The following is a 26528-nucleotide window of genomic DNA, read 5'->3' on the forward strand; positions in this document are numbered from 1 at the left end:
TGTCGTATGACCAGGGGATGACCATTGCCATACGGTCCAGAGCATGGCCGAACCTAGTGTGCTCGACAGTCTTCGAAACCGAATCCTCGACGAAACAGAGTCGCTCAGTGGGTTGTTGCGGACCTGCCTCATCCTGGGCGCCTCCACAGAGTCAGTTCAGTTACGTGAGTGGGCAGGGCGGGAACTGAGGGGCTACGCGGATGGCGATGAGGTCCCCTCCTACCGAAGACTCCCACTTCCGCTCTTCGTCGACTCCCAAAGCGGTAACTATCACGCGCAAGGTCAGCAGATTAGTCGGCTGCAGATGCCTGAAAAACTCAGAGAGTACGTCCCGAACGAAATTGAGTTCAGGCAGACAATTGACGAACTTTCGAAGATGGCGGAGGGCGAAGACTCGCTCAGGATCGGGCTACCAAACTTCCCTGCAGTTGCAAGCCTATGGAGTAAAGAGCTTCCGCTATTTCAGGATGTACTGGCAATCTACTATCGACCGACCACAGCGACGATCGCAGGAATCGTGGGGACTGTTCGCACCACGCTCGTTGAACTAGTGGCCGACATGACCCGGGACGCGCCTCCCGCCGCGCTACCTTCAAAGGGACAGGTGGATGCGGCAGTCCAGATTCATGTTTACGGATCACAAGATCAGTACTCGCTCGAAGTGCAGAACAACTCGGGTGTCATCGGCCAGGGTGTCAATACCACTCAAACACAGACGATTAACAACGGAATTCTCTCGGCCGACCTAGCGTCTACGATCCGCGACATGCGCGAAAGCCTCGGGAGTATCGCGGATCCAGGCGACCGGGACGACGCGGAACAGGCAGTCGAAGCGTTCGAGGAAGCGGTTTCAGCTGAAAATCCGGATCCAGAAGTTGTCCAACGGCGCTCTGGTGTGCTTGTGCGTACCGCGAGGCGGATCGGCTCGGCCCTACTAGTGGCAGCGGCCGAACACGGGACAGAGTTGGCCATCGGCGCGATTGGCGCCCCGTAGCCTAGCTACTCCGACCCGTATACCTCGGCTACGTAGACGCTCAGCAGAGGAACTGGGACTGTCCTTTCTCCGCCCATGGTTGTGGGGTAGGCGTAAGCGCCATCCACGCAGGACGCTCGCAACCTCCCGAAGGACTGAATGTGGACAACCCACTCACCTTCACCGAAGCCGAAGCGGCCGAGCGCCTCAACCTTCCACTGACCTGGATCGTCAAGGAACGCCGCGTTGAGCGTATCCCGCACCAGAAGTTCGGCCGGCACCTCCGCTACACGGACGAGCACCTCGCGGCCATTCTCAAGCGGTTCGAGGTCTAGGCTGCTGGCGATGACGAGGCTCACCCCCCCGATCGGCGCGGTACCACCCGGCGACAACGGTGATCTAGCGTCATACGTCCGGCCTCTATCGAGAGACTGGCGGTCCAACTAGCATCAGCCTCGTGAATCTCGAAGGCGTTGACGTCCCATGGGTAGAAGAACGGCTCAACGAGTTCATCAAAGAGACTCCACCCGTAGACCGGTCAGCTTCGAACGTTATGACCGCTCGCCGAACACCAGCCTGCGGAAGAGCCCGCGCAATCGAACTCACGGAGACCCTGGTTCCAATCTTCACCCGCCTCTACCCCGAGTGGCGATCCGAGAATCAGCCAAACAGAAACTTTGAATTCGGGGCGGAGCGGGATGCCGCGAGCAAGCTACTTGCGCGCCTCAACTCACATGACGAGGTGGCAGCACGCCTAGGAGGTGGGGACATGTCGCCCCGACTCACCGCGGCGTCCCTACACCACCTCATCTGGAGGGCCGCAGAGCCGCAATGGTCACTCGGCCAACGCCACGAAGCCGTGTCCGCGGCCGCCAAAGCAGTCAATTCCCAGATTCAAGCCAAGGTCCAGCGGCGCGACCTCTCTGATCTCAAACTCGTCAACGAAGTCTTCAGCGACAAGTCGCCAGAGCCCGCCAAACCGCGCCTACGCTTCTCCGAAATAGTCCAGGACGAGACCCGTGAGTCGATGCTACGAGGCGTACGATCTTTCGGTGCCGGCTGTTTCAGCGCAATCCGAAACCCCCTCGGTCACCTGCCGAACGACGAGATCGAACTCGACGAACAGACTGCGCTCGAACAGCTCGCAGCGCTAAGCCTGTTCGCCCGGTGGGTGGACCAGGCCGACATCGAAGTGGCTTAGCCGCCCATCAGGCGATATGCCGTTGCTCGAGAGACTCCAAAACGTCTCCGTGATCACCGGCACCCTCTCGATCGACGTGGCCAAGTCGCCGTGCATGAGAGCAAAACGCTCCGGCGAATCGCTCAGCCACGGAGTGACCAGGTCCATCAATTGTCTGCTGCGCTAACCGACTTCGCGCGAATTTGCGCCCGGCGCGCCGCCATTGGATGGAAGAACATTCGAGTACGCCGGTGCCGTCGGTGGCTCGACCGGAGTGGCCACGAGGCCGGTGTAGCTGCGGTCATCAGGGTTGGGACTGCCGCTGATGCGGCACACATTCGGTGGTGCCACTGTCGTTCTCCCTGTGTAACTTGCCGATTCGTTGTCCGAGGGGTCCTCCTTGATTGCTGACCAAGGGTTGTATGGTCACGTCGTGATCAAGTAAATTGCCACCGCAGCTCAGCTCGCCAACCCGCACCGAGCCGCAAGTCTTTAGGCGCTATCACGCGGTAATATGTACAGTCGCCCAGAGAACTCCAGCTGGGAGGGGCAAATGGGTAATTTCGAGGTCGGCAACATTTCCGCGACCGCAGTCTTGACGGCGAAGATGCGAGCGCTCGAGTCCGAACGCGACGGAAGTCTGATCTACGACCCGTTCGCAGCATTGCTGGTCGATAGTTCCGGGCTGGACCTTCGATCGCTCAAACTCGAACAAGTTACTGGGCAAAGACTATTCGAGTCCAACGTTGTTCGAACGCAGTTCCTCGACCAAGCACTTCTCCAGGCGACCACCAACGGAGTCCGCCAGGTTGTCATCCTCGGATCCGGCCTGGACACGCGCGCCGCACGACTCGCACTGCCGGCAGACTGCGTCGTATTCGAGATCGACCAGCTCCCAGTGATCACCTACAAGAAGCAGGCACTCGCCGAGCATGGAGTCTCCATCGGAGTCGACTGGCGTCCGCGAGGTGGGGACCTCGAGGGTGACTGGCTTAACGAGCTGACCACCGCCGGCTTCGACCCCGGCACCCCGACCGCCTGGCTCATCGAAGGCGTCCTGTTCTATTTCTCAGATGAGACTGTCGCCCAGCTGATTCAAACCGTGACGGACCAGAGCGCGCCGAACAGTGAGTTACTGGCCGTGCACTTCGGCGCCGGCGCGCTCATCGAAGCGCAGACCCGCGAGATGGCCGCCGCCGCAGAGAACTCGGGGTACGGATTCAAGTCGGCAGTCACCGAACCCGTTGCGTGGCTCGATGGGTATGGATGGGACACCGAAGCGGAAACCTTCACCGCCGCCGCGCAACGTTTGGGACGAACGATCCCCTACGACATTGAAGAAGGTCCAGGACGCGAAATCGCGTGGCTGATCAGGGCCGTCAAAAGATGATCCGGTCTGGTGGGTGATTCGCCGCCGCGTTTGCGGCGTCCGCGATCTCGACCTGCAAGTTGTATGCGGAAACCGGGTCTTTCGCGGCCTTCCAGCATTGCCACTGATTCGTCGGCACAGCACCCGTGCCAGGTAAGACGAATGCCGGGAACTGCGTCCGCGCCTCGCCCCACGCGTCAGCAGACCGCTGAAGGACCTCGAAGCGACGCCATCGATGAGGCAGTCGAACAACCGGATAGATCAACACAGTCGCGGTCGCAGCCACCACGATCAAAAGCGCGAGCACCAGCGAAACGGATCGCACATGCGCGGAATACCAGCCGCCATCGGCGTTCACGTCGGTGAGCGCGAGATCGACGACCTTGTTCACCGCGTACACGCAGACCAAAGCCGCGGTGCCCGCCCAGCCGAGTAGCGTCATGGCAAAGGGCCCTCGCCTAACTACGCAACACGCACGAACGGCGATCACCGCGTTGACGGCACCGGCGACGCCAATGGAACCCAAGAACACAGACCAGTACGCGTAAACCATTGGCGTAAAGGGAATATCAGCAGTGATGTACGAGCTGGGGATATCGGCGATCGGCGAGCTGACATAGGTCAATGACATAGCCGTCACGATCGCAATCTGCGAAGGAATCCACAGACGGTATCGAACTTCATGTCCGGTGAACGCCCACATCAACATCACGGCCGGCACCGCGGCACAGCCCGCGAGCGTCATGCCCACCAGGGTCATCACGTTCGACAATCCCGTAGCTCTCTCGATAGCCGGGTTGATGACGTCGTCGGTGAAATGCGGCGTTCGGGCCAGTTTTCCGGCACCCAACAGCAGACAGACCTGCGTGTAGGCCCAGAATGTCGGTGTTGGGTCGCGGGGCGGCCGCGAGAGACGCCGTACAGCAACAACTATCAGGAGGATGCACACGCCCGCGGTCAGCGCGGACGTCATGGCCAACCAAAGGTTGAAGCCGCCTTCTGGAGCAAACGACGTTCCGACTCGGTTGCTCGGTCCGGAATTATCACGTCCCGATACTGGTCTGCCTTGGCCACCATCAGTCGGGCGAACCACTCAGCCTGCATCTCGAATGGATGCTCGTAGTTCGACCTGGCCATCGCGCAGGGCAGGGCGAAAACATTGCCGACCACCACTTGGGGTACCGAGGGAAAAAGGAAAGCCAGGTAGTCGACGCGCTCACGGTCAGACAGTGTGTGCTGCAAGAGTATGTGCCCGAGTTCGTGAGCGATGGCTACTTCGCGTTGCACGTCAGTCAGATCTTGCCTGATATAGATCTGGTCGGTGTTCAATCGTGGAATCCATAGACCCGAGCAGGCTTCAGCGAGACTGACAGGAAGCTGGTGCACTGTGATCGGACGTTGGCGATCGAGCGATAGGGCGGCGATCGCAGCCTCGATTGTCCACGGGCGCCGGAACGAAACTTCGGCCAGCGCCGCGGACGCTATCTTTTGCGGGTCACTGTTGCTCGTCATGTGCGCGGTTCGCGAGGTCAGCGAGATCTTGCCGCGCGCGATCGGACAACGGCTTCTCAGAGGCACGCAGGGCGATCAATCCGGTCGTGTTGTGCGCGAGTTCTAACAGATTGCCGATCTGCTGGTGTATCGGCACGTACTTATTCGGGTCGTCGCTTGCGATGTATGCCGTCGAGTCGCCGGCGAACCCGCAGACCTCGGCGATCGCTTTGCGCTCTGCTTCGGTCGGGACTTGCTCGCCTGCGAACCATTGGTCGACGGTCTCTGGCGATACGGGTCGGCCAAGTGTCTTTGTGACGTGTTCGGATACGTCGTGAGAAGTGGCTGGTTGCTTCACACACTTCGCGAGTTGCAGCAGTCTTTCGATACGTACTTCCAAAGGCAACGAATCGGTCAACTGAACCCCCCTCAGTTGGTCTCCTCTCGAAGGATAATAGATCTCCGCCGAGCCTTCCAGCGAGTCATAAAAGCATCAGAAAGATCTTTTTCATCCTCGGGGAGCATTCCGGCGAGCCAGCGCCGGTAGAGCTGCTCGGTGCGCACGGGGTCTCCTGGTGGAGCCAATGGCGTGTCCAGCAGCTCGCGGAACGTGAGGTCGATGAGAGGAATTCGCGCTGTACCAGGGCCTCCGACGCGTTCGAGCACCTCGGTGGCATAGATGGCGGTCAGACGCTGAACACAGGCTTTCAGGTCCTCGGCGCCACCATCTGGGAGCGCAGTGACCACCTTGGACGCGGCCTGAACGATGTCTTGGATGATCGATACGGGTATTTCCATCGTTGTGAACGAAAGTGCATCGGTGAGGTCCTGGGCCTCGGGGGCCTCAACCGCTTGCGCCGAACCGTACAAAATCTTCGCGGCATGGCCCTCGGGCCACGACAAACCCAGGTCTAACCGTCTCAATGTCGTTGGGCGCGGTGCGGATGTCTCCGGGCTGGGGTTCTCAATGCGCGCCATCGTCGTATCGGCGGGGCCACCCTTTTCGTGCACCTCGGTCCTCGTCAACGCGAGTTCGCGTCGCCGCTCATGGACTGCGTTCGCGAGTCTGTGAAGGTTGCCGGGCACAGCGGACATAGCAAAACCGTATCCCAAACTCCGTAGTCAATGCTGCACCGTAGTTGATGTTTTGCCGGATCGAGACCTCACAAGAACACCACAAGACACACAACAAACAAAACCTCGGACGGTTTTAATGCTTGTAAATGTCTTATGACTGTCTTATGTTGGCTCTACGTCGTTTATTTGATGGTCGGACTCACAGAAACAGGGGCTTGCCATCCGAACCTCGGGGGTCCGAGATGTTCTCAAGTCAGAGACATTGGCCGCGCTGGGCTAGCCCAGCGATCGCGGCAACAGCGGTGGTGGCTGTTGCACCTATCGCGGTTGCTCCGGTCAGCGCCCTGCCAAATCAGTTCCCCGTGTGTCCAGTCCTGCATGTCCTGGCGGTGTCCGGAACAAGTGAGTCATCCTCCGACATCGATCCGAACCTCGACACCGGACTTCTCTCACGGGTGACCATCGGCGCAGGCACTGCCGCTGATCCGGGCACCTACTCCCGCCAGTACGTGCCGTACCCGGCATCCTTCGGTGGCGCGACGCCTGGAGAAGACGCTACCTACGAAGAGTCCGTTCGGACTGGCGAGTCGAACGCGACCGAGATGTTGAAGTCGTTCGCGGACCGATGCCCTGATACCGACTTCGGGCTCACCGGGTACAGCCAAGGCGCTCAGATTGCGCGGCTGGTCGCCCAGGCGATCGGTTCCGGATCCGGGCCCGTTCCGGCCGACCGGGTGGTCGGAGTAGCACTGTTCTCTGATCCCGGCCGAGCACCCGGATCAGCAAACTTCCCGGGCCGCTCGCCGAATCAGACAACTCCCGATCCCGCTCCCGGCACCAATGGTACGAATGTTTCTGAACTGCAGGTCAATCCGACCCCACCCGCCGAGGGCGGAGGAATTGCGCCGTCGGACGGCAGAACATTCGGTGAGCTCGACGGGCGGGTCTACTCCCCCTGCGCCACAGGCGATATGGCGTGCTCCACACCGGCAGATGCGCCGATCGCGCGACTAGTGACCAACATTGCCGGTCAGATGCATCTCGACGCCGAAGATCCCCAGACGATTCTGGCAGACGCCGCGGTGGCGATCGGTGGGACGGTGATTCGCTCGTCGTCGAACTTCATCAACGACGGCGGTGTGGAGAAGTTCTTGGCCGGCGAACCGGTCAACAGCGACAAGTCTCTGCTGAGCTACGCCGCCGAGGGTTCTGATCCCACTGCCCCCGCCGATCCATACTCCGCACTCGTGCGCTTGGGGACGATTGGCTTTGGTGCTGCGGTAACTGTGGCAAGAAAAGTGATCACACCCCAGAACGTCGTCTCCCTCGCGACTGTCGGTTTGGCAAACCCCGCTGCAGCACTTGCACTTTTCGGTGGACAGCTCATCGGCGCGATCGCCGATACGTACCCACCGAATCGAATCCTGAACGGCGTGCAGCAATCGATTTTCAATGAACTCAAGGCCGGCGTCACCGACAACGCGGGTCTGGTCAAGATGGCCACCGATCTCCGGTATTGGGACACCGTGCGCATGCACGGCATCTACTCCTCGAACGTCGCTACTCCGGCCGGGGCCCCATCAACGGCATTCGTAGCGCAGTGGTTCAACGCTGTCCTTCAGGATCTACTCGCCAAAAGGGCCGGGGCTGACGAGACGTCGGCCCGCGCCGCAAGCCGTGAGTCAACGACGTCGAAGCTACCGGGACTGTTCGAACCGACTTATGCCCCAGCAACCGTGTCGACACCGGAATCGTCCCTACTGCCTACCTCTTCGGCGCCACCATCGCCCCCGGCCTCTACAACACGTCGGACCTCAACCTCGGTTCCTTCGGCTTCGACGTCCGCCCCAACCCGAACAACGACAGAAACGGAGACGGTGCGATGACGCAGCAGCATCACGACTGGTGGGGTTCCGCGCACATCCCCGACAGCCCCGCCGACCACGAGGCCGGGGCAACAATCTCCACATCAGCGGTCGTCGACCACGCTCAAGCGAAGGAACGGGAGGTACCCGAAGCACCTAATCCGTTGCGTCCGTTCGCAACCGTCCCCGGGCAACAGCACCAGCAGCCGGTCACACATGCCGACGTACCCCCGTCTGCGACACAGAAGTTCGTGCATGAGCCACTCCAGGCATCGCAGTCGCAACCCTTGACCGGGACGTTGAGCACCGACCTATTGAGAGTGCGCGTACGTCCCACCCCGGCATCGGGCTGGCGGCGAGCGGTTCATCGCGCAACATTGGGGGCCATCAATCCCGGCGAATCGCCCGCCGACATTGAATGGCGCATCACGAACGACCGTATCCGCCAAACCATCAGGGGCGACTACAAACTGGCCGTGCTGTCCCTCAAGGGCGGGTCGGGCAAGACCACCACCACGGCCGGGCTCGGCTCGGTGTTCGCCGCAGTACGCCCGGATCGGGTCATCGGAATTGATGCCAACCCTGACCTCGGCACGCTCTGTAGCCGGATCCGATCCGAGCACTCGTATACCGTCCGCGATTTGCTTGCGGACGAGAACATCACCCGCGCTGCAGATGTCCGCATCTACACCAACCAGGCACCCTCACGGTTTGAGATCTTGGCGTCACCCCGCGATCCCCGAATTGCCGAAGCATTTTCAGAAGACCACTATCGACGCACCGTTCGCATCCTCGAGGAGTACTACCAACTCATCCTGACCGATTGCGGCACAGGAATCCGGCACAGCTCGATGACCGGAGTACTCGACGAAGCCGACGCACTGGCCCTGGTGACGCCGCCCGCACTCGATGGAGCCCAATCAGCAGAGGCCACGCTCGAGTGGCTTGAGCAGAACGGGCACGCGGACCTGGTCGCGAGGGCGGTGACCGTGATCTGCATCAACCGACCAGGCAAGTCGAGCGTGGACGTTCGTGAACTCGAGGAACACTTCTCCCGCCGATGCCGTGCAGTGCTGACAGTCCCCTTCGATCCGCATCTGGCCGAAGGCCAAGAGGTCCTCCTCGACCGCCTCGCACCCTCCACCATCAAAGCCCTGCGGGCCTTGGCAGCAACCATCGCCGACGATTTCCCGGCAGCAGCGCAGCGGCGGTACGGCAGGGCCGAACGATGACAGCCGCCCGCCAGGAGCCAATCGATCTGCATCAAGCGGAGCTGTCAAACCTTCAGGACCACGAACGACTGGCCGTTCCACGCGCTGGGGCGCAGCTACCTTCGCCCGAGGATCGGATCGCGGTGTGGCCAAGTCTCATCCCGCCAATTCCGGGATCCGGTCCCGCGTCGCCATTGTGGTGGTGGCTCGGTGTCCACGGCGGCGCGGGTGTGTCGACGCTGACCACGGTCCTGACTCCTTCGGGCGATGCTCGGAGAATGTGGCCCAGCGCCATATCGGGACAGAGCCCGGTCGTTGTGCTTGTCTCGCGGACGCACTTGTCGGGGCTGCGTGCGGCGCACAACGCGGTCGTCCAGGCGGCTGCCGGCGGAGTTCCAGCAAAGCTGGTCGTCGCCGGGTTGGTCACGATCCCGGATTCACCCGGCAAGTTGCCTGCGGATCTCCGTAAGTACCGAGATGTGGTGGTGCGAGCAGTGAATCATCATTGGGCGTTGCCCTGGGTCCCGGACTGGCGTGAGACACCCCGCAACGAACTGCCGAACTGGCGACCGGGGGACATCGCCCGAGTGGGTCGAGCCCGGCGGAAGACGGTTGGTGTTCAGGCACAACCACCGAGTGAATACATGCGCTGTGGTGACGAAATCGCCGCAGTTGCTCGTGAATTAGCCCGAAGGGAACGCTCATCATGATCGTTCAAAACTTTCTCACCGCCCATGACCTACTGTCGACGAACTCGCAGATCGCTCATCACGCTAGCGCCGCTGTCCTTGCCGCCGATCCGGGAGGGGGCGGCAACATCGGGCCGGCCAACCCGGAAGCGCCGCCCGGGTCAAGCAAGTTTCAGACCCTGATGAACTGGTTCTTCTGGGGTGTTGTTGCCATGGCCGGATGTGCCGGTCTGTACGCGGCTGTCACTCTCGGATGGGAAAAGCGTCAGGGCGGAGGGGGCGACGCTCAGCCCCACCTCGTCAAGGTGTTGGTGTCTTCGGTCCTGATCGGCGTCGTGGTGACGATCGTCAACACCTTGGCGTTGAGTTAGGCCGCCGCGGTGCCTCCCGAGACCATAGAGATGTTCGCCAAGTTCCTTCGCTGGGGAATCTGGTGCGTCCTCGCAGTTTTCGCGTCCTCCGCGATGGCCGCAGTAGGACTCGTGGCATGGGAGCATCGGCGCAGCGAACCACTCAGCGACAACACGCGATGGCTGTTTCGAATCTGCCTATGTTGCTGCCTACTGTCTGGTCTTCCGACCTTTCTCTATCTGATCTTCTACAACAGGTGATCGAAAGATGGTTCACAGCACCGAAATCAACCCCTCCTTCCGAAGCCAGCCGGGCATCGTCCTCGCGGCGTTCGTCCTGCTGCTCGCCACTCTGGTGGCGTGCGGCAACATCGATAGTCCCGCACCTGAATCGTCCACACCAGCTGCGCCAAACCTTGAACGAGTGCCTACCGTCTCCTGGCGGACATACCAATCGGTGATGCTGCCGTTCTCCCAGGACGACGGTCCCGCAATTGCCTACGACACAGCACCGCACGGATACGCCCACACCCCGCAGGGAGCACTCATCGCCGGCCTGCAGGCCGAAGCGCGGCTGTCCCTGGCACCTGATCACACTTGGCCAGCTGTAGTGAACGCCCTCATCGCGCCAGGAGCTGGCCGAGATCGATTCGCAGCGGCCAGAGCGGCTGTCGGCATCACCACGGCTCCCGATCCAGCACAGGTCCCGGCCTACGTCGGATATCGCTGGGACAGCTACACCGACGCTGAAGCAAAGGTCCGCGTCGCAGTCCAACAGAACGGACAGCTCACCAGCAAGCAGTTGATCTTGCGGTGGGTTCGGGGTTTCGACGACAAACCCGACGATTGGATGTTCCTTCTCCCTGTCGATGGTGTTGGTGACTCCCCAATCCCAATGTCGTCCCTCGACGGGTTCACCAAGTTTGGAAGTGGGCCATGAGCGCCGGGCAGGACAATAGCCGCGGCCGCTCCGATGACGCTGCACACCGCGGCATCGTTCAGTGGTTTTACGCCTCCCCGATGACCTTGGCATTGTCGGTGATCTTGCTGGTCGTGGTGGTTGGCGCGACCATCTTAATCGTCTTGAGCTCGAGCGAAGACGACACCACCAACACGCTGAGCCCGCTGGGTCCCAGCAACTCCGTCCCAATATCCCTGCCACCGACCGGTGCAAATCGCGGGTTCGATGCGCCTCTCGCCGACATGTGGGGACGCAAGGTACTTGTCCCCAAAGACGCCAACGGCCAACTTCTAGAACAGATCTCGGCACCCGCCCGAACAGACATGCTGCCACCGGTAACTCCGCAGGGCATGATGTGGCAGTCGGTCTACGGCTTCGCTCTACCGTTCTCCACCAGTGATGGACCGACCAGGTGGGACGGCGACGTAGCGACCGGATTCAGTCGTCGGCCCGAGGGATCCGCACTGGCTGGATGGCAACTCATGTTCCGGCAACTCGGACCGAAGGGTGTGCAACAACAGATTGCACGCAAGTTCCTGTATCTCACCGAAGCTGAACAAGCACAGTTCGACCAACAGCTTGCCCGCCGCCCGGATCGACCGATGACTGAAGCCGGTCCGACGGTCAGCGCACCCGACGCCTTCCGCTTGACCTCCTACGACTCTGAATTCTCAGTCGTCGAGTATGCCGTGCGTGATCGCAGCGTAGTTCCCAACACCCAGTGGGCCATCACCAGAGCTGAACTGGTGTGGGACAACGTAATCGACAGCTGGAAGCTCAAGGGTTACAGCCCTCAGATGCTGGACGAACGTACCGCATCCATCGAAGGGTGGACCCAGTGGTGACCGCCGGCACGTCCCTTCGCATGCGGACTGCAAGCATCTCCCTGCTGTTAGCAGTAATCGCGCTGCTTTTACCGACGACCGCCGCCCACGCTGACGACGATGACAGCAACCTCAACAAGGCCTGCCAGGCCGTCACCAGCGCACCGATCGACATGATTCCGGGTGTAGGTGACCTGACGGGCGGCATCAAAGATCTGGCCTGCACCGCCGGCACTGAAGGTACTGACGCTGCCATGGAGAAGCTCTACGACTCCGCGTTCGGCAAGGTCGTCGAGGACATGCTCGCGGGAGCCGCTGAGATCGTCAAGGTTGTCCTGACCTGGTGGATGAAGATCCCGCTCCCCGATCTCTACGGGGAGGGCGGCGGTCCCAGCCAGGGGCTAATCACGAAAATCAACGAGTACACCGTGCAAACTCAGGTGTTCCTCGCCGCATTGTCATTCCTCGTGGTGATTACCAAAGTAGGCATGGCACGCGCTCACGCCGCCGGCGAGGAAGTCCGGGAGGCAAACAAGTCACTCATCCGGGTCATCTTCACCGTCGCGACACTTCCGACAGTGATCGTGCTGGCGTCCAAAGGTGGTGATGCGTGGGCCCTCTGGATAGTCAACAAGGCCGCCGGCGACGGCGGTATTGAAAAGGCCCTCACCAAACTGCTAATGGCAGCGGCGTTCGGGCCCGGGATCATGTTCTTCATCGCAGCCGCGATCTGCCTGACCGGACTACTGCAAGCAGCCATGTTCGTCGTCCGAACCGCGTTTCTGATCCTGGTCTGTGCAGCACTTCCAGTGGCGGCCTCAGCATCAGGTAGCAGCACCGGGAAACAAACCTACGACAAGCTCATCTCCTGGACCATCGCATTCCTGCTGTTCAAACCAGTCGCAGGCATGTGCATGGCGATAGCAATCTGGGCAGGCGCTGACGAGTCCGACCCGATGAGCCAACTCGCGGGGATGTTCCTGCTCATCATGAGCTTTCTGACCTTGCCCGCCCTCATGCGCCTCATCGCACCGGCAGTGTCATCAGTGGGGAACGGCCCATCGACCGTTGGAGCCATCGGCGGCGCCATCGCAGGTGGGGCGGCGATCGGATCACTCAAAGGTTCCATGACCAGCACCGGAAAAGGCGGTGCTGGAGGATCTTCCGGCGCCACCAACGTGACATCAGGACCACCGTCAGGAGCAACAAACACACGCAGCGACGTCTCCACGGGCAGCAAACCAACCAAAAGCTCCGCGCCGGCTGCGACCAATGGTGGACCAGCAGGCTCGGTGCCGGCAGCAGCCGGCAAGGGAGCTTCGGGCGCCCATCCCGCTGCAGCGGCAGCGACCGTCGCGGCCAGTGCAGTTGCCGCAGGAGCTAAGGCAATCGACCGCGCCGCCGAACAGGGTTCCTCCACCAACAATTCCTCGTCGGGCGGAGACGGCCCGTCCGGCTCAGTGGGAGGTTCGCGTAAATGACGACGGTTACAGCGATCTCCCGCCCTCGGTACGGGAACTGGATCCGGCCACGATCCGCTGGGTTCTTTGGAATGACCTGGGGCGCGAGCATGGTCATGATCGGCGTTTTGATGGCGTCGATGTTCTTGCTATTCATCAACATCCTCGCCGGCCTGATCTGTGCCGTGATCGGGGCGATTCTGCTTCTGCCTCTGGTGACGTCTTTCGGCGGTCGCACCGGATACGAAAGGGTGTACATCCGCATGAAGTGGACTCAGCGCAAAGTGACTGGCGCACATCAGTATCGGTCCGGACCGTTCTCCAAGGTGCCGGGTGGACGACACCGCCTACCCGGAATTCTTGCCCACACCGACTTGTACGAGGCGCTCGATGCTCTCGGTAACCGTTACGGCATCATCCACATGCCGCGCACTGCGCAGTACACCGTTGTCTTCGCGTGTTCACCACAAGGCGACGACGCCATCGATCCCAACGACATCGACACCTTCGTCGCGAACTGGGGTCAATACATCTCGATACTCGGCGAAGACGCTGACGTTGATCTGGTTGCAGCAGTGGTCGAGACCATCCCGGAAACGGGACAGCGATTACGCAGCGAGCAAGCCCGACTGACGAACAGCGGCGCTCCAACACTGGCCAAACAGATCATGCGAGAAGGAGCTGAACAGTCAACTGGCCTATGGCAACTGCATGCGCGGCTGGCAGTGACGCTTCGGGCCACCACACCTGAACGCAAGCGCGATCCATCGGAGATGGCGGTCGAACTCGGCGGGCGACTGCCGGAGATGTATGAAGGTCTATCGATGTGCGGGGTCGGCGCATCACCGATGTCACCGGTCGAGATCGCCGGATTTGTGCGCCGATCCTACGATCCGGATTGCGCGGACACCGTAGAAGAGATTCTGTCTACGGACGACTCGGTAGAAGCACTCACCTGGGATGACTGCGGACCGAGCACAGCGCAAGAGTCCTGGGATAGCTACGCCCACGACAGCGGCATATCTGCTGTCCTCGCGATGGAAGAACCACCACGTGGCAACGCCACAACCGAGACGATTCTTCGGCGGTTGCTCTCGGGACATCATGAACTCCCGCGCAAGCGACTCGCGATGCTCTACCGACCGCACTCCCCTGGCGATGCGGCAACCATCACCGAACGCGACTACAACAACGCCGTGACCGCCGTGAACAACGGCACCAAGGCCGTTCCCTCCGCCGCCACCGTCCTAAGGTCGCGAGCCGCCGCCAAAGCCCGGGACGACGAGGCCGAGGGCCACGGACTGGTGCGTTTCGGCAGCATCATCACCATCACCGCCCGGTCGCGCGACGAACTCCCGCGACAGCGATCAGTCCTGAAGTCGCTCACCGCCAACGCGCGCATCAAGACTCGTCCCACCTACGGCTATCAAGCGCCGGCTTTTGCAGCCGGCCTCGGCATCGGTGTGGTGCTGCCCGATCACTACTCCATCCCGCAGTCCTTCACGATGAGCGGGGACAAGTGATGAAGTTGCATCCAGTGCCACCGAGCACTAAAGACGACGCCGATCTTGCTCCGGTCGGCGACGCAACCGCCGTCGCAGGTCGACGTCGGTTTGCCCGGATCGGCGGGACCAGAGTGCAAGCTGGCCAAGGCCGCCCGAAGCGCGATCCCAGCTCTGCACGGAAGGCGGTTCGTACCTTTGGTTTTCGTGGGCTTCCCGGACGTGGAGGTGGGCGTTGGACGCTAGTGGACAAGCCCGCCGAGTACCGAGGGACGAGCAATCAGGTCTGCGGCATCTGGCCGTGGCTGGTCAGTGCCGGTACGCCAACTATCGGCACCTATCTCGGTGAGAACCTCGATACCGGCCAGGCCCTGTGCTTCGACCCGCTCAACTGGTTCCACCGCGCGAGCCTGATATCGAATCCAAGCGTCTTCATCCTGGGACTACCAGGGCTCGGAAAGTCCACCCTGTGCCGAAAGATGGTCACCGGGGCCATCGCCAGCGGCGTGACACCGATGATCCTGGGCGACCTCAAAGGCGAGTACGTCGACCAAATCCACAAGATGGACGGTCAAGTCGTCAAAGTCGGTCCTGGTGAAGGAACGATCAACCCGCTCGCTGTCGGAGCCCTGGGAACGATCCTCCCTGTTCTCAAAGAGTACGGATTCGACGACGAGTACAAGCGGGTGCAGGCCGAGGTACTCTCTCGCCAGGTCGAGATGACCGGGGCGCTGATTGCTATGGTCCGCAAGGACAGGCCGGTGTCCGATACCGAGGAAGCCGTCCTGAGCCGCGCACTCGAGCTGATCACCAGTGATGTTCGATTCGGGCCCGATAGCCCGCCGCTGTTGACGGATCTGCGCGGCTTCCTGGCTGATGGGCATCCCGATCTGTTCGCCACCTGTGAGGCCGAAACCCACCAGCAGTACCTCGAAGTCACGCGCCCGCTGCGAATGTCACTGCGCGCGTTGATCGACACCCCGGTCGGGCGAGTCTTCTCGGCACAGACCTCCACCCCGCTCGACCTCGACGCTCCCGCGGTTTGTGTTGACGTCTCCGCGCTGGCCCGAGGAGACTCCCGCCTGCGTGCGGCGGTGCTCCTCGCGTGTTGGAATGACGGCTTCGGCGCCATCGAGGCCGCCCACACCCTCTCCGACCTCGGTCTGCGACCCCAACGTCAGTTCCAAGCAGTCCTCGACGAGTTGTGGCAGGTCCTCGGCGCCGGCCCGGGCATGGTCGAACGTGTCGACGCTCTCACCCGCATCAACCGCACGCTGGGCCTGTCACTGATGATGATCACGCACACCCCAAAAGATTTGCGCACGTTGAAGAGTGAACAGGAACGCCAACGTGCGATGGGATTCATCGAGCGCGCCGGTGCTGTGATCTGCGGCGGTCTGACGCCGGCCGACATCGACGCGTTGGAAACGGTGATCGCGTTCACCGCGAAGGAACGGGCTCGGGTCTCGGGTTGGAGTTCGCCTCCCACCATGGACGTGCAACGAAACCTTGAGAAGCCGCCACCAGGCCGAGGGATGTTCCTACTCAAGATCGGGCGCCGACCCGGCGCCGCCTTCATCACCAAACTCACCTCCACCGAAATCGCATCGGGGATTCACAACACCAACAAGCGCTTCGACGGACTCGATCGCGTAACCAGGTAGGGGCGGCAGATGAGATGGGCAGTACCACCAGCAAACTCGCTATCGTGCTCCTGGCGCTGGTCACAGTTGTGACGCTCATGCTCGCGGTCATCACAGCCTCGGATCCTGGGGCGAACTGTGACACCTCGGTCTCCGATCAGACCGTTGTCAATGCCGCCGGGGTCGCACCGGCACCGTTGGGGCGATCGGCTGACCCCGCCGTGGTCTCCGCGGACGACTGGAATGCGATGGCCCAGTGCGAGGCTGGTGGTAACTGGAGCACGAACACGGGGAACGGGTTCTTCGGTGGTCTGCAGTTCACCCAACAGACCTGGGAAGGTCATGGAGGTTCGCGTTACGCGGCGCGCGCCGACCTTGCGAGCCCTGCCCAACAGATGGAAGTTGCAAATGCCGTCCTCGCGAGCCAGGGATGGGGCGCGTGGCCGTCGTGCTCAGAAGCCAAGGCCTTGACGGGCAAGAAGCCTGCACCCGCGGGTACCTTCGATCGCGCCGGAACCGGACCGGCGAGTGCGCCCGCAGCACCCCTCGCCCAACCTCAGCCTGCAGGCTCCCCCGCACCCGTCGCGGCAGTCACGCCCAGCAAGCGCACAATCCCTGTGGCACCGGGCTACACCGTGTCCAGCCCCTTCGGCAACCGCGATGGCGAGGCTCATCGCGGCACCGACTTCGCTGCGCCTCTGGGCCATCCGATTGTCGCCGCACTCGATGGACAGGTCGCCGACGCCGGGCCCGCCCAAGGGTTCGGCAACTGGATCGTCATCGATTCACTCGACAACGGGCAGAAAGTATCGACGGTTTACGGCCACATGTACGACGACGGGGTGCGAGTGCGGACCGGAGACAAGGTCCAAGCAGGACAACGTATCGGTGACGTCGGAAGCAACGGCCAATCCAGCGGCGCTCACCTGCATTTCGAAGTCTGGCCTAGCGGACGGCTACCTGAAGGCAACGGGCACCCCATCGATCCGATGCCCTGGCTGCAGGGTGCCGCCGCCGCCGCCGGAACGGCAACCCAAGGTGGCGACCCGCCGGCCCCGTGCCCGGCCGACACCTTCGGCACCGCCGGCGGATCCCTCAAAGCCGGCTCCGTGCCACCTGAGTTCGAACCGTGGATCCGCAAAGCCGGTTCTCTGTGCCCCGGCGTCAGCGCCCCGATGATTGCAAGCCAGCTTTACCACGAAAACAAGTTTCGCTACGGCCCCAACGCACCGGTCTCACCGGATGCGGCCGCCGGCCCCGCACAATTCATCCCCGGCACCTGGGCTCGATGGGGCAAAGACTACGACAGCAACGGCATCGTCGACGTCAACTCGATCGGCGACGCCGTCATGGCCGAGGGCCACTACCTCTGCTACATCCGAGAGCAGGTTGACAGAGGACTGGAAGATGGCAGCTACCGCGGCGATCCGAACGAATTGACCCTGGCCGGATATAACGCAGGCGAGGGCTCACTTGTCCGCAATCCGACCCCGGGCCGGGACTCGCTGCCTAGCTACCCACGCGCGGTCACCGAAACCATCCCGTACGTGCGGTCGATCATCAACGACATGCCGAAGTACGCCGACCGGAACGCATCTAGCCGGTTCACCTACAGCGCCACATCGCCACACGGCAAACAGATCGCCGTGGCTGCCAAGCAATACGTCGGCACGCCGTACGTGTGGGGCGGCGGCGACATCCACGGCCCCACCAACGGCGGCCTGGACTGCAGCGGACTGACCAGTGCCGCGGTCTTCCAAGGAACGGGCAACAAAACGTCACTGCCACGCACAACCTACGACCAGTGGAACCTGGGCACCGAGATCCCCCTCGACAAAGCCCAAGCCGGCGACCTCATCTTCTCCGAGTTCGGGAGCACTGGACCTGAACACGTGGGCGTCGTTGTCGCGCCTGGGCAGATGATTCACGCGCCGCAGGCCGGCGAGAACGTCAAATACAGCAGCTTCCAGAGCGGATCACGCGTGAAGAGGGTCGCATGAACTCATCCCGCTCCGTACAACTTGCCGCCGCTTTCGCGTTGGCAGTGCTGTTGGTCAGCTGCGGCTCCGACACCGCCGATCAACCATCCCCGTCGCTCTCACCCGCACCGCACCCGACGAGCAATGCCGAACTCGTCATCACCACCGCACTCACCCGGTTGTTCACGTGGTGCCCAGCGCGGGAGGCTGACACCACACCAGCTTTCCACCGAGCACGCCCGCTACTGGGACCACCACTGACCGACGCGCAAGGTACCGGGGCACCGTTCACCCGGACCGTCGAATGGGGCCAATGGGCCAGGCGGAGTGTAGCCATCGTCGCGACGGCACAGATAGTCAGCGACGAACATCCACCCGATACCCCCACCTCGGTGTCGAGGGTCGTGAAGATCACCCAGCGGCCGACCATGGTCGACGGACACTCTCAACCACCAAAAGTATTGACCGCATGGGTCACCGCGACCAGCCACACGCCTGGCGAGTGGCGTGTCACAACCATCCGCATCTAGGTCCATCCGAAGGGAACAGTCATGACTCATCCGGGACGGTCCAGACAACCCAATAGAACCGCTGGCCACGCTCTGATCTTGGGTGTTCTCGTTCTCTCCTTTGTCATCGCGAGCTTGATGACTGCGGCGCTGATGCTGGGGACCGACCAAGAAGTCTCACTGTTTCCGCCGACCACCGTAGTCGAGTTGGCCCAGCGGCAGCTCTATTGGAATGGCGGGGCCACCCTCGTCTTCGTCCTTTTGTCGGTGTCAGTCGTGGTTGCAGGCGCCGCATGTACAGCATTTATGCTGCGACACAGAGCAAGACGCACGCGCATCGACGGCGCTGCCCAACTCCTGGGACGCGGCAAACACATCGCCTCCCTGACCGCCCGTGAAGCAAACCGATCCGCGCGACGAATGGGCGTCGACGCCGCTGCCGGCCCCGGCCTGCCTCTCGGCATCGCATTGCACGGCAACCAACGTTTGTACTCGTCCTGGGAGGACACACAGATTCACATCTGGGGTCCACGGACAGGCAAATCAACCTGCATGGTCATCCCGGCGATCCTTGAGGCCCCCGGGACCGTGATCGCGACCAGCAATAAACGCGATCTCGTGGACGCAACCCGCCACGTCAAGGCCAGGACCGCACCGGTCTGGGTCTTCGACCCCCAGGAGCTCGTCGGCGAACCTGCGAGCTGGTGGTGGAACCCACTGTCCTACGTCACAGATGACGTGACCGCGATCAACCTCGCAGAGCTGTTCGCGGCCGGCTCAGCTGCACCCGATGCCAAGACGGACGCCTTCTTCGATCCAGAGGGCAAAGATGTTCTGGCGCAGCTCCTCCTGGCTGCGGCCCTAGAGCAGCGTCCGGTCACCGCTGTGTACGACTGGATCACGCGTCCCTCCCAGGATGCCGTGGTTACGTTGCGTCGAGCTGGCTACGAGCTGATGGCCGATGGCCTCGCCTCCCAGATCGCCGCCCCTGACCGCCAACGTGCCGGCGTATTCGGCACGGCCAAGAAGATGGCCGGATGCCTGCGTCTGCGCGCCTTCCACGAGTGGGTGACCGACGACGGACGCCGCCGACGTCACCACCTCGACGTCGCTGAACTCGTTGGCGATCACCACACCCTCCATCTGCTGTCTAAGGAAGGTGCCGGCACTGGTGGTCCACTGGTCGCGGCTCTGACCGTCGCGGTGATCGAAGAAGCCGAACGCCAAGCCATACGATCCCCCGGAGGACGGCTCTCGATACCGCTGGTTGCCGCCCTCGATGAAGCCGCCAACATCGTCCGGTGGCCTCAGCTACCAAACCTGTACTCCCACTACGGATCGAGAGGGATCGTCCTCGAGACGATCCTGCAGTCCTGGTCTCAGGGTGTGGAGTGCTGGGGACTCGGCGGGATGAAGAAGCTGTGGTCCGCGGCCAACATCAAGACCTACGGCGGCGGTGTCTCCGAGACCGAATTCCTGCGGGAGTTGTCCGAACTTGTCGGCGATCACGAATACGCGACGTCATCGATCTCGTCCGGCCGCGGAGGCGGCTCGGTGAGTCGCCAGATCAGTTCCAAACGCATCCTCACCACCGCGAACCTCACCGAGTGGCCGCGCGGCCGCGCCCTGGTGTCATCCTCCGGAAACCGTGCCACCATCGTGCGCACCGAACCCTGGATGTCCAAGCCCTACGCGGCGGATGTCAAGGGTTCTATCGACATCAGCGCCTCAGCTGCCGTCCCCACAAAAACTTCTGTGTCCCAGCCTGCTTCATCACGGGCATTCGTGTACGGCTCTGCCGACCTGACAAAGACCAAGCCAAAACAGCGGCCACGGAGCTACCTACCCGGTCCGCGATAGCCCCCAACCATCTGACTACTCAAAGGAGAACACCATGGATGGAATCGAAATCGACGTCGGCGCCGAAGCCGGCGAGCTCGTTCGAGAGGCAGTGCGCAAAAGGATCCGCGCGCACGTGGACGCGGCGGTCGAACGAGCCTTTCAATCGGAGATCACCAAGAACATCCAGGACCAGATCAGCACCCTGTCCGATGACTTGGTGATCGAGCAGCTCGCTCTGACGCTCGCGCCGCCTGAACCAGAGCAAACGACCCCGGACGCCGCCTCACAATCTGCACCACCGCAATTGATCTTCGACTCGCTATCTGAGTTCGTCACCGACAAGCTCGCTCCGACCTACCGACGGGAAGTCACCGAAGGCTTGAGTAGACGGTGGTGCCCGGAGTGGTGGCGGCATGCCGAAGCGACATCGAGGCTCGAATCATTGTGGCGCTCCTGGGAACACCTGCGACTGAGCCCATCCACAGGGATGAGCGTGTGGTGGCGCGATCACGCCGATCACCACATGGAAAAGCTCTTCGATCCGGACGGCCCGTTCAAAGCCTGCTCAGTGCGTGATGGCCACAAGACGCCCGGTCAACCCGGGCACATCGAGCCCCTGCCGGTGACGGCTGAGCCCAACGGGATGTTTGTGGCCCTGCCTCACACTGTGGGCGTCGGGTAAACGGGGGTGTCGAGTCATGAAGGTCACCGTCTACACCAAACCCGGCTGCGTGCAGTGCAAGGCCACATTCCGAGCGCTCGAGAAGTCCCAGATCGGCTACGAGACTGTCGATATCACCACCGATGCAGAAGCACGCGACTACGTCATGAGCCTGGGATACCTGCAGGCCCCAGTCGTTGTCACCACTACCGCGCACTGGTCCGGATTCCGGCCGGAGAGAATCAAGGACCTCGCATCCACGGAGTCCGCAGTCGCGCCTCAGGAGCCCGCTCACGACGGGCACCGAGTAGTCGCCGGCGTTCCCATACCCGAGTACCATCCGCCTGATCTCGAAGCAGTGCGGACGTGGATGAGACCGGTCATCGCCGCTGCAGCCGAAACCGGTGGTCGCACTCCCCCGTTCGGCAGTACGGAATGGACCGAACTCGAGGACGCAGACCCGCGAAAACTCGCCGCTGCTCTCCAAGCCGGTTTGAGTGAAGCCCTGACCGAAGCACGGATCCCAGCTGAGATGCAGCGCGAGATCGAGATCGAGCGGGATGAATATCAGCGTGCTGTCGCCCAGGCGAACGAGTCCGTGCACGAGTACATGCGTGAACACCCACTGAGTAATCGCGCCAACCACGAACAGCTGCAACGTATTCGCTACGGATCCTCCGCCGACGCCGTAGCGGCGCGACAGTATCTCGAGCGCAGCGACTTTCCGCTCGACTCCAGCCCATCACCAGAGCCACAGGACGGCGTCCCGAACGACCCGTCACAAAGCCCGGTCCTCGCCCGTATCCCCCAACCGAGAACAATCGAAGGCAGGTCACCCGCATGACATCCTCCGAAGTAGACGAAGCACTGCAGCACTTCACAACGTCCATGCGTATCGGGCTTGCCGCAGCCAGCCAGATCGCCGAGCGCCAGGCTCGGCTGCGCGAACAACGGAGTCGAAACGCCGCGGCCGAAAGCGAGCAGACACGCCGAGAACTCAACGCCCGCATCGTGGCTCAACAGAAGAGCGCGGAAGCGTCGTTCACGCGTATCTACCGACGTGAATGGTGGCAGGACGCCGATCCCATGAAAGTCGCGGCCGCCTACCGGGCGGTGATCGAGTGGCAGCAGCAGTCGCCGGCTGCTGCCATGGCCCGGCAACATATGGACGAACAAATCCAGCAACGGTATGGAATCACGCCCGCCGAAGTACACGCTGCCCGCAGCGATATCCAGGGCCTGCTTCGCAGGGCTGACACCAAACACAACGAGTCCGCTACGGAGGCAGTCCGCTCCAGCGCCGACGAGGCGGTAGCTGTCGCGCTCCTCCGCCAATCGGAAGCCGAAGATAAAGCGACACAGGCGGCTGACCTCGACGCGGACAACCAGCGCGCAACCTCGACTGGTGCCGGCCAGGAGGGCCACACGGATCCTGCTGTCACTCAGGGCGATTACGACTCAGCCGAACGACGCGATCAACTCCGCGGCCATCTAGAGAGGCAAGGTGTCGACGGCGAGGCCACCGCCGCGCGACTCGCCGCCGACCTCGACCAAGCGACTCCACCGGAAGCTGCCGTTTCGAGCAGTGGACCGAGACGTGCACCAACAGGCCGGAAGAACAAGTTCACTCGCATCCGTGGTCGCCAACACAGCCGCGGTCGGTAGCTGAAAGGTGGAACTCAATGTCACAGTCCCCGTTCGCTCTCGGTGACTACTACGAACTGCCCGACCGATCCGCGGTTGTGGATGTTACCGCCCGCATTACCAAAGACGGCTATGCGATCACGGCAACCTTCGTCCGTCTGGACGTTGCCGAGCGTACCGACGAACGCACCTGGAGCGTCCGCACCAGCACGCCGGTGAAGGATTTAGCCAGGGACGGTTGGGCCGTCGATCCAGAATCCATCGCGAATGGCCCGACCCGGCTCGAAGGCGGCCCCCGCGCTGAGTTGAACCAGCTCCTTGCAGGGTCAGCGACAAAAGCCCGTCACACCGCCAACCTAGAGGAACGTCAAGCCCGTCAAGAGATCATGGAGCTGCGTGCCGAGGTGTCAGCACTACGGTCATCGCACCCTACCGTCGCTTCACTGGAGCTGCTCGCAATGGACCTCGCGCGCCAAGGTCAGCAAGCCCTCTCGGAAATGGAATACCTCCAGGAAGAGGCGGAGGTGGGCGTACCTACCTCGACCAGGGGTTCCGAATACTTACATGGGCTTGGCGACGCATTTACCAACGCCGCCAGAAATATTCAACGGCAGATCATTTCGGTCGAGGCGACCGGAGTGCCACCCGAACCCCGATACGACAACACTCTCGACACTGACCACGAAATGGGTCACGAGGTGCTCTGGAGCGCCCGTGAACGGCGCCGGGAGTACCGCATCGTCAACGCAGTCACCTCAGACTTTCCGGATCCCGCTGCCGCTGGGCTGGTGGACCACGATTCCCCCGTGATCAATTCCACACGTCGAAATGGGATCCAGGCCGGCAAGGCAGCAGAGCGTGGGTGACCGCCCAATGTCACATACATAACCCGAGATTGCGCGAGGAAGGACGGCCTCAACGACACACTTCCTGACGGTCACGGCCCCAAGCCGCCAGTTTGTCCCGATCCACAGAGCACCGCCCCCCGGGATGGTGACGCCAACTGGTGTCATTGTGATCGGCCAGTCCGGCATCCGCACGGGTGGCGACTGTGCGGCAGACTAGGGGCCGTAGCGGGTCAGAGTGCCGCAGCGAGCTCCGGCATGTCGTCCCATGTGCGCCCATCGAGCTCGCGGCCGTTCGCCTTAGGTGTCCGCCCACCCCACTGCTTGAAGAAGAACGCGACTTCGGCCGCAAGGCATTGATCACGAATGTCCTCGACCCACGACGGGTCCATAGGGCGTGCACGCGGGCCGGACTCGCCGCCGGCGATCACCCAGTCGATACCGCCGAGGTCCAACGCGGGCAGAGCAGTGATGAGCGGCTCGCAAGACAGGAATCGTGTGGACACCGGGACTTTACGGAGACTGTCGATCCGATCGACGACGTCGTGCGATTCCACGGAGACGCCCATCCACAGGTTGTCGGGCCAGTCGAGCTTGTCTGCAACCCTCGCCATTCGGCGAGCACGCTTGGTCAGCACCTGGTACGTGTGCTGAGGTGTCTCACGGATCACGTCGAAGATGTCTCCGATGAACTCGATCGGTACCTTGGCGTGGAACAAGTCGCTCATCGAGTTCACAAACACGACTTTCGGTGCGCGCCATCGCAGTGGCTGCTGCAATGAACCCGGATGGAGAGTGACGCCGAAGCCAGGACCGGAGGTCCGAGCATCCCCGTCGTTCTGGTACTTTTCGGCTCCCATCGCCTTGAGACGTTTCGCGAGCGCGAGGGCATAGCAGTTGTCGCACCCAGCGGCGATTCGGTCGCAGCCGGTGACGGGATTCCAAGTAACCTCTGTCCACTCGATGGCGGTGCCGGCTGCCATGTATCTCCCATCCATGCCTTGTGTTTGATTACTATTGTGCACCCTCACGGCTGCAGTCTCGGGGTCGGCATCTCTACAATCACTCCGGAGTGCGGTGTGCGTCAGCGCACTTGCCATGCCCTATGCCGAAAATGACGCCGAGCAGACCTGGATTGCCGTGCTCAGACAGGAGTGAACCACGATGGCAGGCAGCAATTCCGTACCTTGGGAAGCCGATCAACACACCAAGGCGAAGCACGCTCTGTACGCCCAGTATCTCGACAAATGGATGCCGATCATGGTTACCGGCTGGGGAGCGAACATCACCTATGCGGAGGGGTTTTCGGGTCCAGGGGTCTACTTGGATGGGTCGCCGGGGTCGCCGGTCATTGCATTGAAGGCGCTCGTCGACAAACCAGACATTCGAAACAGGGTGAGGGACAGCGGGATCCGCTTCGTATTCATCGATCACGATCAACGCTGCATCGACCTGCTTCCAAAAGAGCTTGAGAAAGCGACGACCCCGGTTCGTTTTGCCGACTTGAGTGATTACGGCGTTCACGTATCCGTGGAGAAGGGCGAATGCGAGCCAGATCTGCAACGCGTCCTGACCCGTGAACAAGCATGGGGCCGACCTATCCTCGCTGTGCTCGACACGTGGGGCGGATCGATCTCGTTCGAACTCGTCCGGCGCATCGCCCAGAATCCTGGCAGCGAGGTGATCATCACCATGCAGCCGCAGTACTTCGCACGGTTCGCTTCGGTCGACTCCATCGACCACGGAGACCGAGTGTTCGGCGACAACAGTTGGCGTGCCGTCACCAAGGAGCGGGCTACGAACAAGGACCGCTGGCTGCTCCAGAGATACCGCAGAACGATACAACAGGCGGGATTCCAGTTCGTTTTGGACTTTGAGCTCATCGACAAGCGGGGCCAGTCCCTGTTCCTTGTGTTCGGAACGACTCACGAAAAGGGCCTGACCAAAATGAAGGAGGCGATGTGGGAAGTCGACGATGTCGCTGGCGTTGGCTACCGCGACCCACGCGACCCCAACCAGGAAGCCCTTCCGATTGAGATCGAACCGAATACTGCGCCACTCAAGCGGTTGATCCTCGACCATCTCGGCACGGTCCGTGACAATCAATCAACAATCGCCAAGCTCCGAAAGTTCGCGCTGCACAACACCGTGTACAAGGAGAGCCAGGCCGCGTCAGTAGTTCGAGAAATGGTCGCCGATGGCCAATTGTCACGAACCATCCCACACTCGAACAGCTCGCGACTATCTTTTACCGACGTCGTCGAACTGCCAAAGTGAGAACTCTGATCGAACTGGGGCATATTTATTCTTATGGGCGGTAGCCGCGATCGACGGATAAGTTCGACGAATGACAGACCTTCCCTCGCCACACGAGATCGCGCGGATGCAGCGACAGGCTGACGAAGCAACGCGACGGTACCCCCCTCGCGAGGTCGAGCGGATAATGCGCGTAG

25 protein-coding genes and 1 pseudogene are annotated in these 26528 nt (G+C 61.9%); 21 read left to right on the top strand and 5 right to left on the bottom strand.

Annotated elements, in window-relative coordinates; all coding sequences use genetic code 11:
• Window positions 1–43 precede the first annotated feature (43 nt).
• From AC51GR_RS18970 to AC51GR_RS18985, 4 genes are all read left to right on the top strand, one after another.
• Entirely contained in the window at window positions 44–994 is a 951-nt protein-coding gene (locus AC51GR_RS18970) for an AbiTii domain-containing protein (RefSeq protein WP_496326189.1), read from the top strand.
• Window positions 995–1134: 140 nt separating this feature from the next.
• On the top strand, window positions 1135–1308 hold the full coding sequence (locus AC51GR_RS18975; RefSeq protein WP_496326190.1) for a helix-turn-helix domain-containing protein: 174 nt from the start codon (window positions 1135–1137) through the stop codon (window positions 1306–1308).
• A gap of 122 nt (window positions 1309–1430) precedes the next feature.
• On the top strand, window positions 1431–2174 hold the full coding sequence (locus tag AC51GR_RS18980; RefSeq protein ID WP_496326191.1) for a TIGR02391 family protein: 744 nt from the start codon (window positions 1431–1433) through the stop codon (window positions 2172–2174).
• A gap of 532 nt (window positions 2175–2706) precedes the next feature.
• Window positions 2707–3543: a class I SAM-dependent methyltransferase gene (locus AC51GR_RS18985; RefSeq protein WP_496326192.1), complete on the top strand. Its 837-nt coding sequence runs from the start codon at window positions 2707–2709 to the stop codon at window positions 3541–3543.
• Here the strand turns inward: AC51GR_RS18985 and AC51GR_RS18990 are convergent.
• From AC51GR_RS18990 to AC51GR_RS19005, 4 genes are read right to left on the bottom strand one after another with little or no spacing between them, the layout of a single operon-like run.
• The gene (locus AC51GR_RS18990) at window positions 3533–4495 is read right to left on the bottom strand and encodes a hypothetical protein (RefSeq protein ID WP_496326193.1); all 963 of its coding nucleotides are present in this window, start codon (window positions 4493–4495) and stop codon (window positions 3533–3535) included. The two genes, AC51GR_RS18985 and AC51GR_RS18990, sit on opposite strands and share 11 nt — an antisense overlap.
• Window positions 4492–5034 (bottom strand): ImmA/IrrE family metallo-endopeptidase, encoded by a 543-nt coding sequence (locus tag AC51GR_RS18995; RefSeq protein WP_496326194.1) that lies wholly within the window; start codon window positions 5032–5034, stop codon window positions 4492–4494. The genes AC51GR_RS18990 and AC51GR_RS18995 overlap by 4 nt, the downstream gene beginning before the upstream one ends.
• Window positions 5018–5431, bottom strand: coding sequence for a hypothetical protein (locus AC51GR_RS19000; RefSeq protein WP_496326195.1), 414 nt, complete (start codon window positions 5429–5431; stop codon window positions 5018–5020). The genes AC51GR_RS18995 and AC51GR_RS19000 overlap by 17 nt, the downstream gene beginning before the upstream one ends.
• 11 nt (window positions 5432–5442) lie before the next feature.
• Window positions 5443–6108, bottom strand: coding sequence for a hypothetical protein (locus tag AC51GR_RS19005; RefSeq protein WP_496326196.1), 666 nt, complete (start codon window positions 6106–6108; stop codon window positions 5443–5445).
• A 371-nt stretch (window positions 6109–6479) separates the two neighbouring features.
• On the opposite strand from AC51GR_RS19005, the gene AC51GR_RS19010 reads away from it, so the two are divergent.
• The 16 genes and pseudogenes from AC51GR_RS19010 (at window position 6480) to AC51GR_RS19085 (ending at window position 24096) form a co-directional block, all read left to right on the top strand.
• Window positions 6480–7976: a cutinase family protein gene (locus AC51GR_RS19010; protein ID WP_496326197.1), complete on the top strand. Its 1497-nt coding sequence runs from the start codon at window positions 6480–6482 to the stop codon at window positions 7974–7976.
• On the top strand, window positions 7973–9187 hold the full coding sequence (locus AC51GR_RS19015) for a MinD/ParA family ATP-binding protein (RefSeq protein ID WP_496326198.1): 1215 nt from the start codon (window positions 7973–7975) through the stop codon (window positions 9185–9187). The genes AC51GR_RS19010 and AC51GR_RS19015 overlap by 4 nt, the downstream gene beginning before the upstream one ends.
• Window positions 9188–9872: 685 nt before the next feature.
• Window positions 9873–10226 carry a hypothetical protein gene (locus AC51GR_RS19020; RefSeq protein ID WP_496326199.1) on the top strand — a complete coding sequence of 118 codons (354 nt, stop codon included), beginning with the start codon at window positions 9873–9875 and terminating at the stop codon, window positions 10224–10226.
• 247 nt (window positions 10227–10473) lie between these two features.
• The gene (locus AC51GR_RS19025) at window positions 10474–11145 is read left to right on the top strand and encodes a DUF8175 domain-containg protein (RefSeq protein WP_496326200.1); all 672 of its coding nucleotides are present in this window, start codon (window positions 10474–10476) and stop codon (window positions 11143–11145) included.
• Complete coding sequence (locus AC51GR_RS19030; RefSeq protein ID WP_496326201.1) at window positions 11142–12011, top strand: DUF8175 domain-containg protein; 870 nt, start codon at window positions 11142–11144, stop codon at window positions 12009–12011. Before AC51GR_RS19025 ends, AC51GR_RS19030 begins: the two co-directional genes overlap by 4 nt.
• Window positions 12008–13471 carry a hypothetical protein gene (locus tag AC51GR_RS19035; protein WP_496326202.1) on the top strand — a complete coding sequence of 488 codons (1464 nt, stop codon included), beginning with the start codon at window positions 12008–12010 and terminating at the stop codon, window positions 13469–13471. The genes AC51GR_RS19030 and AC51GR_RS19035 overlap by 4 nt, the downstream gene beginning before the upstream one ends.
• Window positions 13468–14973 carry an SCO6880 family protein gene (locus tag AC51GR_RS19040; protein ID WP_496326203.1) on the top strand — a complete coding sequence of 502 codons (1506 nt, stop codon included), beginning with the start codon at window positions 13468–13470 and terminating at the stop codon, window positions 14971–14973. Before AC51GR_RS19035 ends, AC51GR_RS19040 begins: the two co-directional genes overlap by 4 nt.
• A 224-nt stretch (window positions 14974–15197) precedes the next feature.
• Entirely contained in the window at window positions 15198–16616 is a 1419-nt protein-coding gene (locus tag AC51GR_RS19045) for a putative type IV secretion/conjugal transfer ATPase (RefSeq protein ID WP_496326204.1), read from the top strand.
• 14 nt (window positions 16617–16630) lie between these two features.
• A complete protein-coding gene (locus tag AC51GR_RS19050) occupies window positions 16631–18595 on the top strand; it encodes a transglycosylase family protein (protein ID WP_496326205.1) in 1965 nt (654 codons plus the stop codon).
• Window positions 18592–19104 carry a hypothetical protein gene (locus tag AC51GR_RS19055; protein WP_496326206.1) on the top strand — a complete coding sequence of 171 codons (513 nt, stop codon included), beginning with the start codon at window positions 18592–18594 and terminating at the stop codon, window positions 19102–19104. The genes AC51GR_RS19050 and AC51GR_RS19055 overlap by 4 nt, the downstream gene beginning before the upstream one ends.
• A 285-nt stretch (window positions 19105–19389) precedes the next feature.
• Complete coding sequence (locus tag AC51GR_RS19060) at window positions 19390–20943, top strand: type IV secretory system conjugative DNA transfer family protein (RefSeq protein WP_496326207.1); 1554 nt, start codon at window positions 19390–19392, stop codon at window positions 20941–20943.
• Window positions 20944–21058: 115 nt separating this feature from the next.
• Window positions 21059–21607 carry a DUF4913 domain-containing protein gene (locus AC51GR_RS19065; protein WP_496326208.1) on the top strand — a complete coding sequence of 183 codons (549 nt, stop codon included), beginning with the start codon at window positions 21059–21061 and terminating at the stop codon, window positions 21605–21607.
• 16 nt (window positions 21608–21623) lie between these two features.
• Window positions 21624–21851, top strand: a pseudogene (gene nrdH / locus AC51GR_RS19070) (glutaredoxin-like protein NrdH); the annotation flags it as partial.
• Window positions 21828–22430, top strand: coding sequence for a DUF2742 domain-containing protein (locus tag AC51GR_RS19075; RefSeq protein ID WP_496326250.1), 603 nt, complete (start codon window positions 21828–21830; stop codon window positions 22428–22430). The pseudogene nrdH and the gene AC51GR_RS19075, both read left to right, overlap by 24 nt.
• Window positions 22427–23251, top strand: a complete 825-nt coding sequence (locus tag AC51GR_RS19080) for a hypothetical protein (RefSeq protein ID WP_496326209.1) — start codon at window positions 22427–22429, stop codon at window positions 23249–23251. The genes AC51GR_RS19075 and AC51GR_RS19080 overlap by 4 nt, the downstream gene beginning before the upstream one ends.
• Before the next feature lie 17 nt (window positions 23252–23268).
• On the top strand, window positions 23269–24096 hold the full coding sequence (locus tag AC51GR_RS19085; RefSeq protein WP_496326210.1) for a hypothetical protein: 828 nt from the start codon (window positions 23269–23271) through the stop codon (window positions 24094–24096).
• Window positions 24097–24308: 212 nt separating this feature from the next.
• On the opposite strand, the gene AC51GR_RS19090 is transcribed toward AC51GR_RS19085, so the two are convergent.
• Window positions 24309–25058, bottom strand: a complete 750-nt coding sequence (locus AC51GR_RS19090; RefSeq protein ID WP_496326211.1) for a DUF5131 family protein — start codon at window positions 25056–25058, stop codon at window positions 24309–24311.
• A 181-nt stretch (window positions 25059–25239) separates the two neighbouring features.
• Here AC51GR_RS19090 and AC51GR_RS19095 point away from each other — a divergent pair, with 181 nt between their 5' ends.
• The gene (locus tag AC51GR_RS19095; protein WP_496326212.1) at window positions 25240–26352 is read left to right on the top strand and encodes a three-Cys-motif partner protein TcmP; all 1113 of its coding nucleotides are present in this window, start codon (window positions 25240–25242) and stop codon (window positions 26350–26352) included.
• Window positions 26353–26528 lie beyond the last annotated feature (176 nt).

It is taken from the genome of Williamsia sp. z71 (assembly GCF_059553375.1).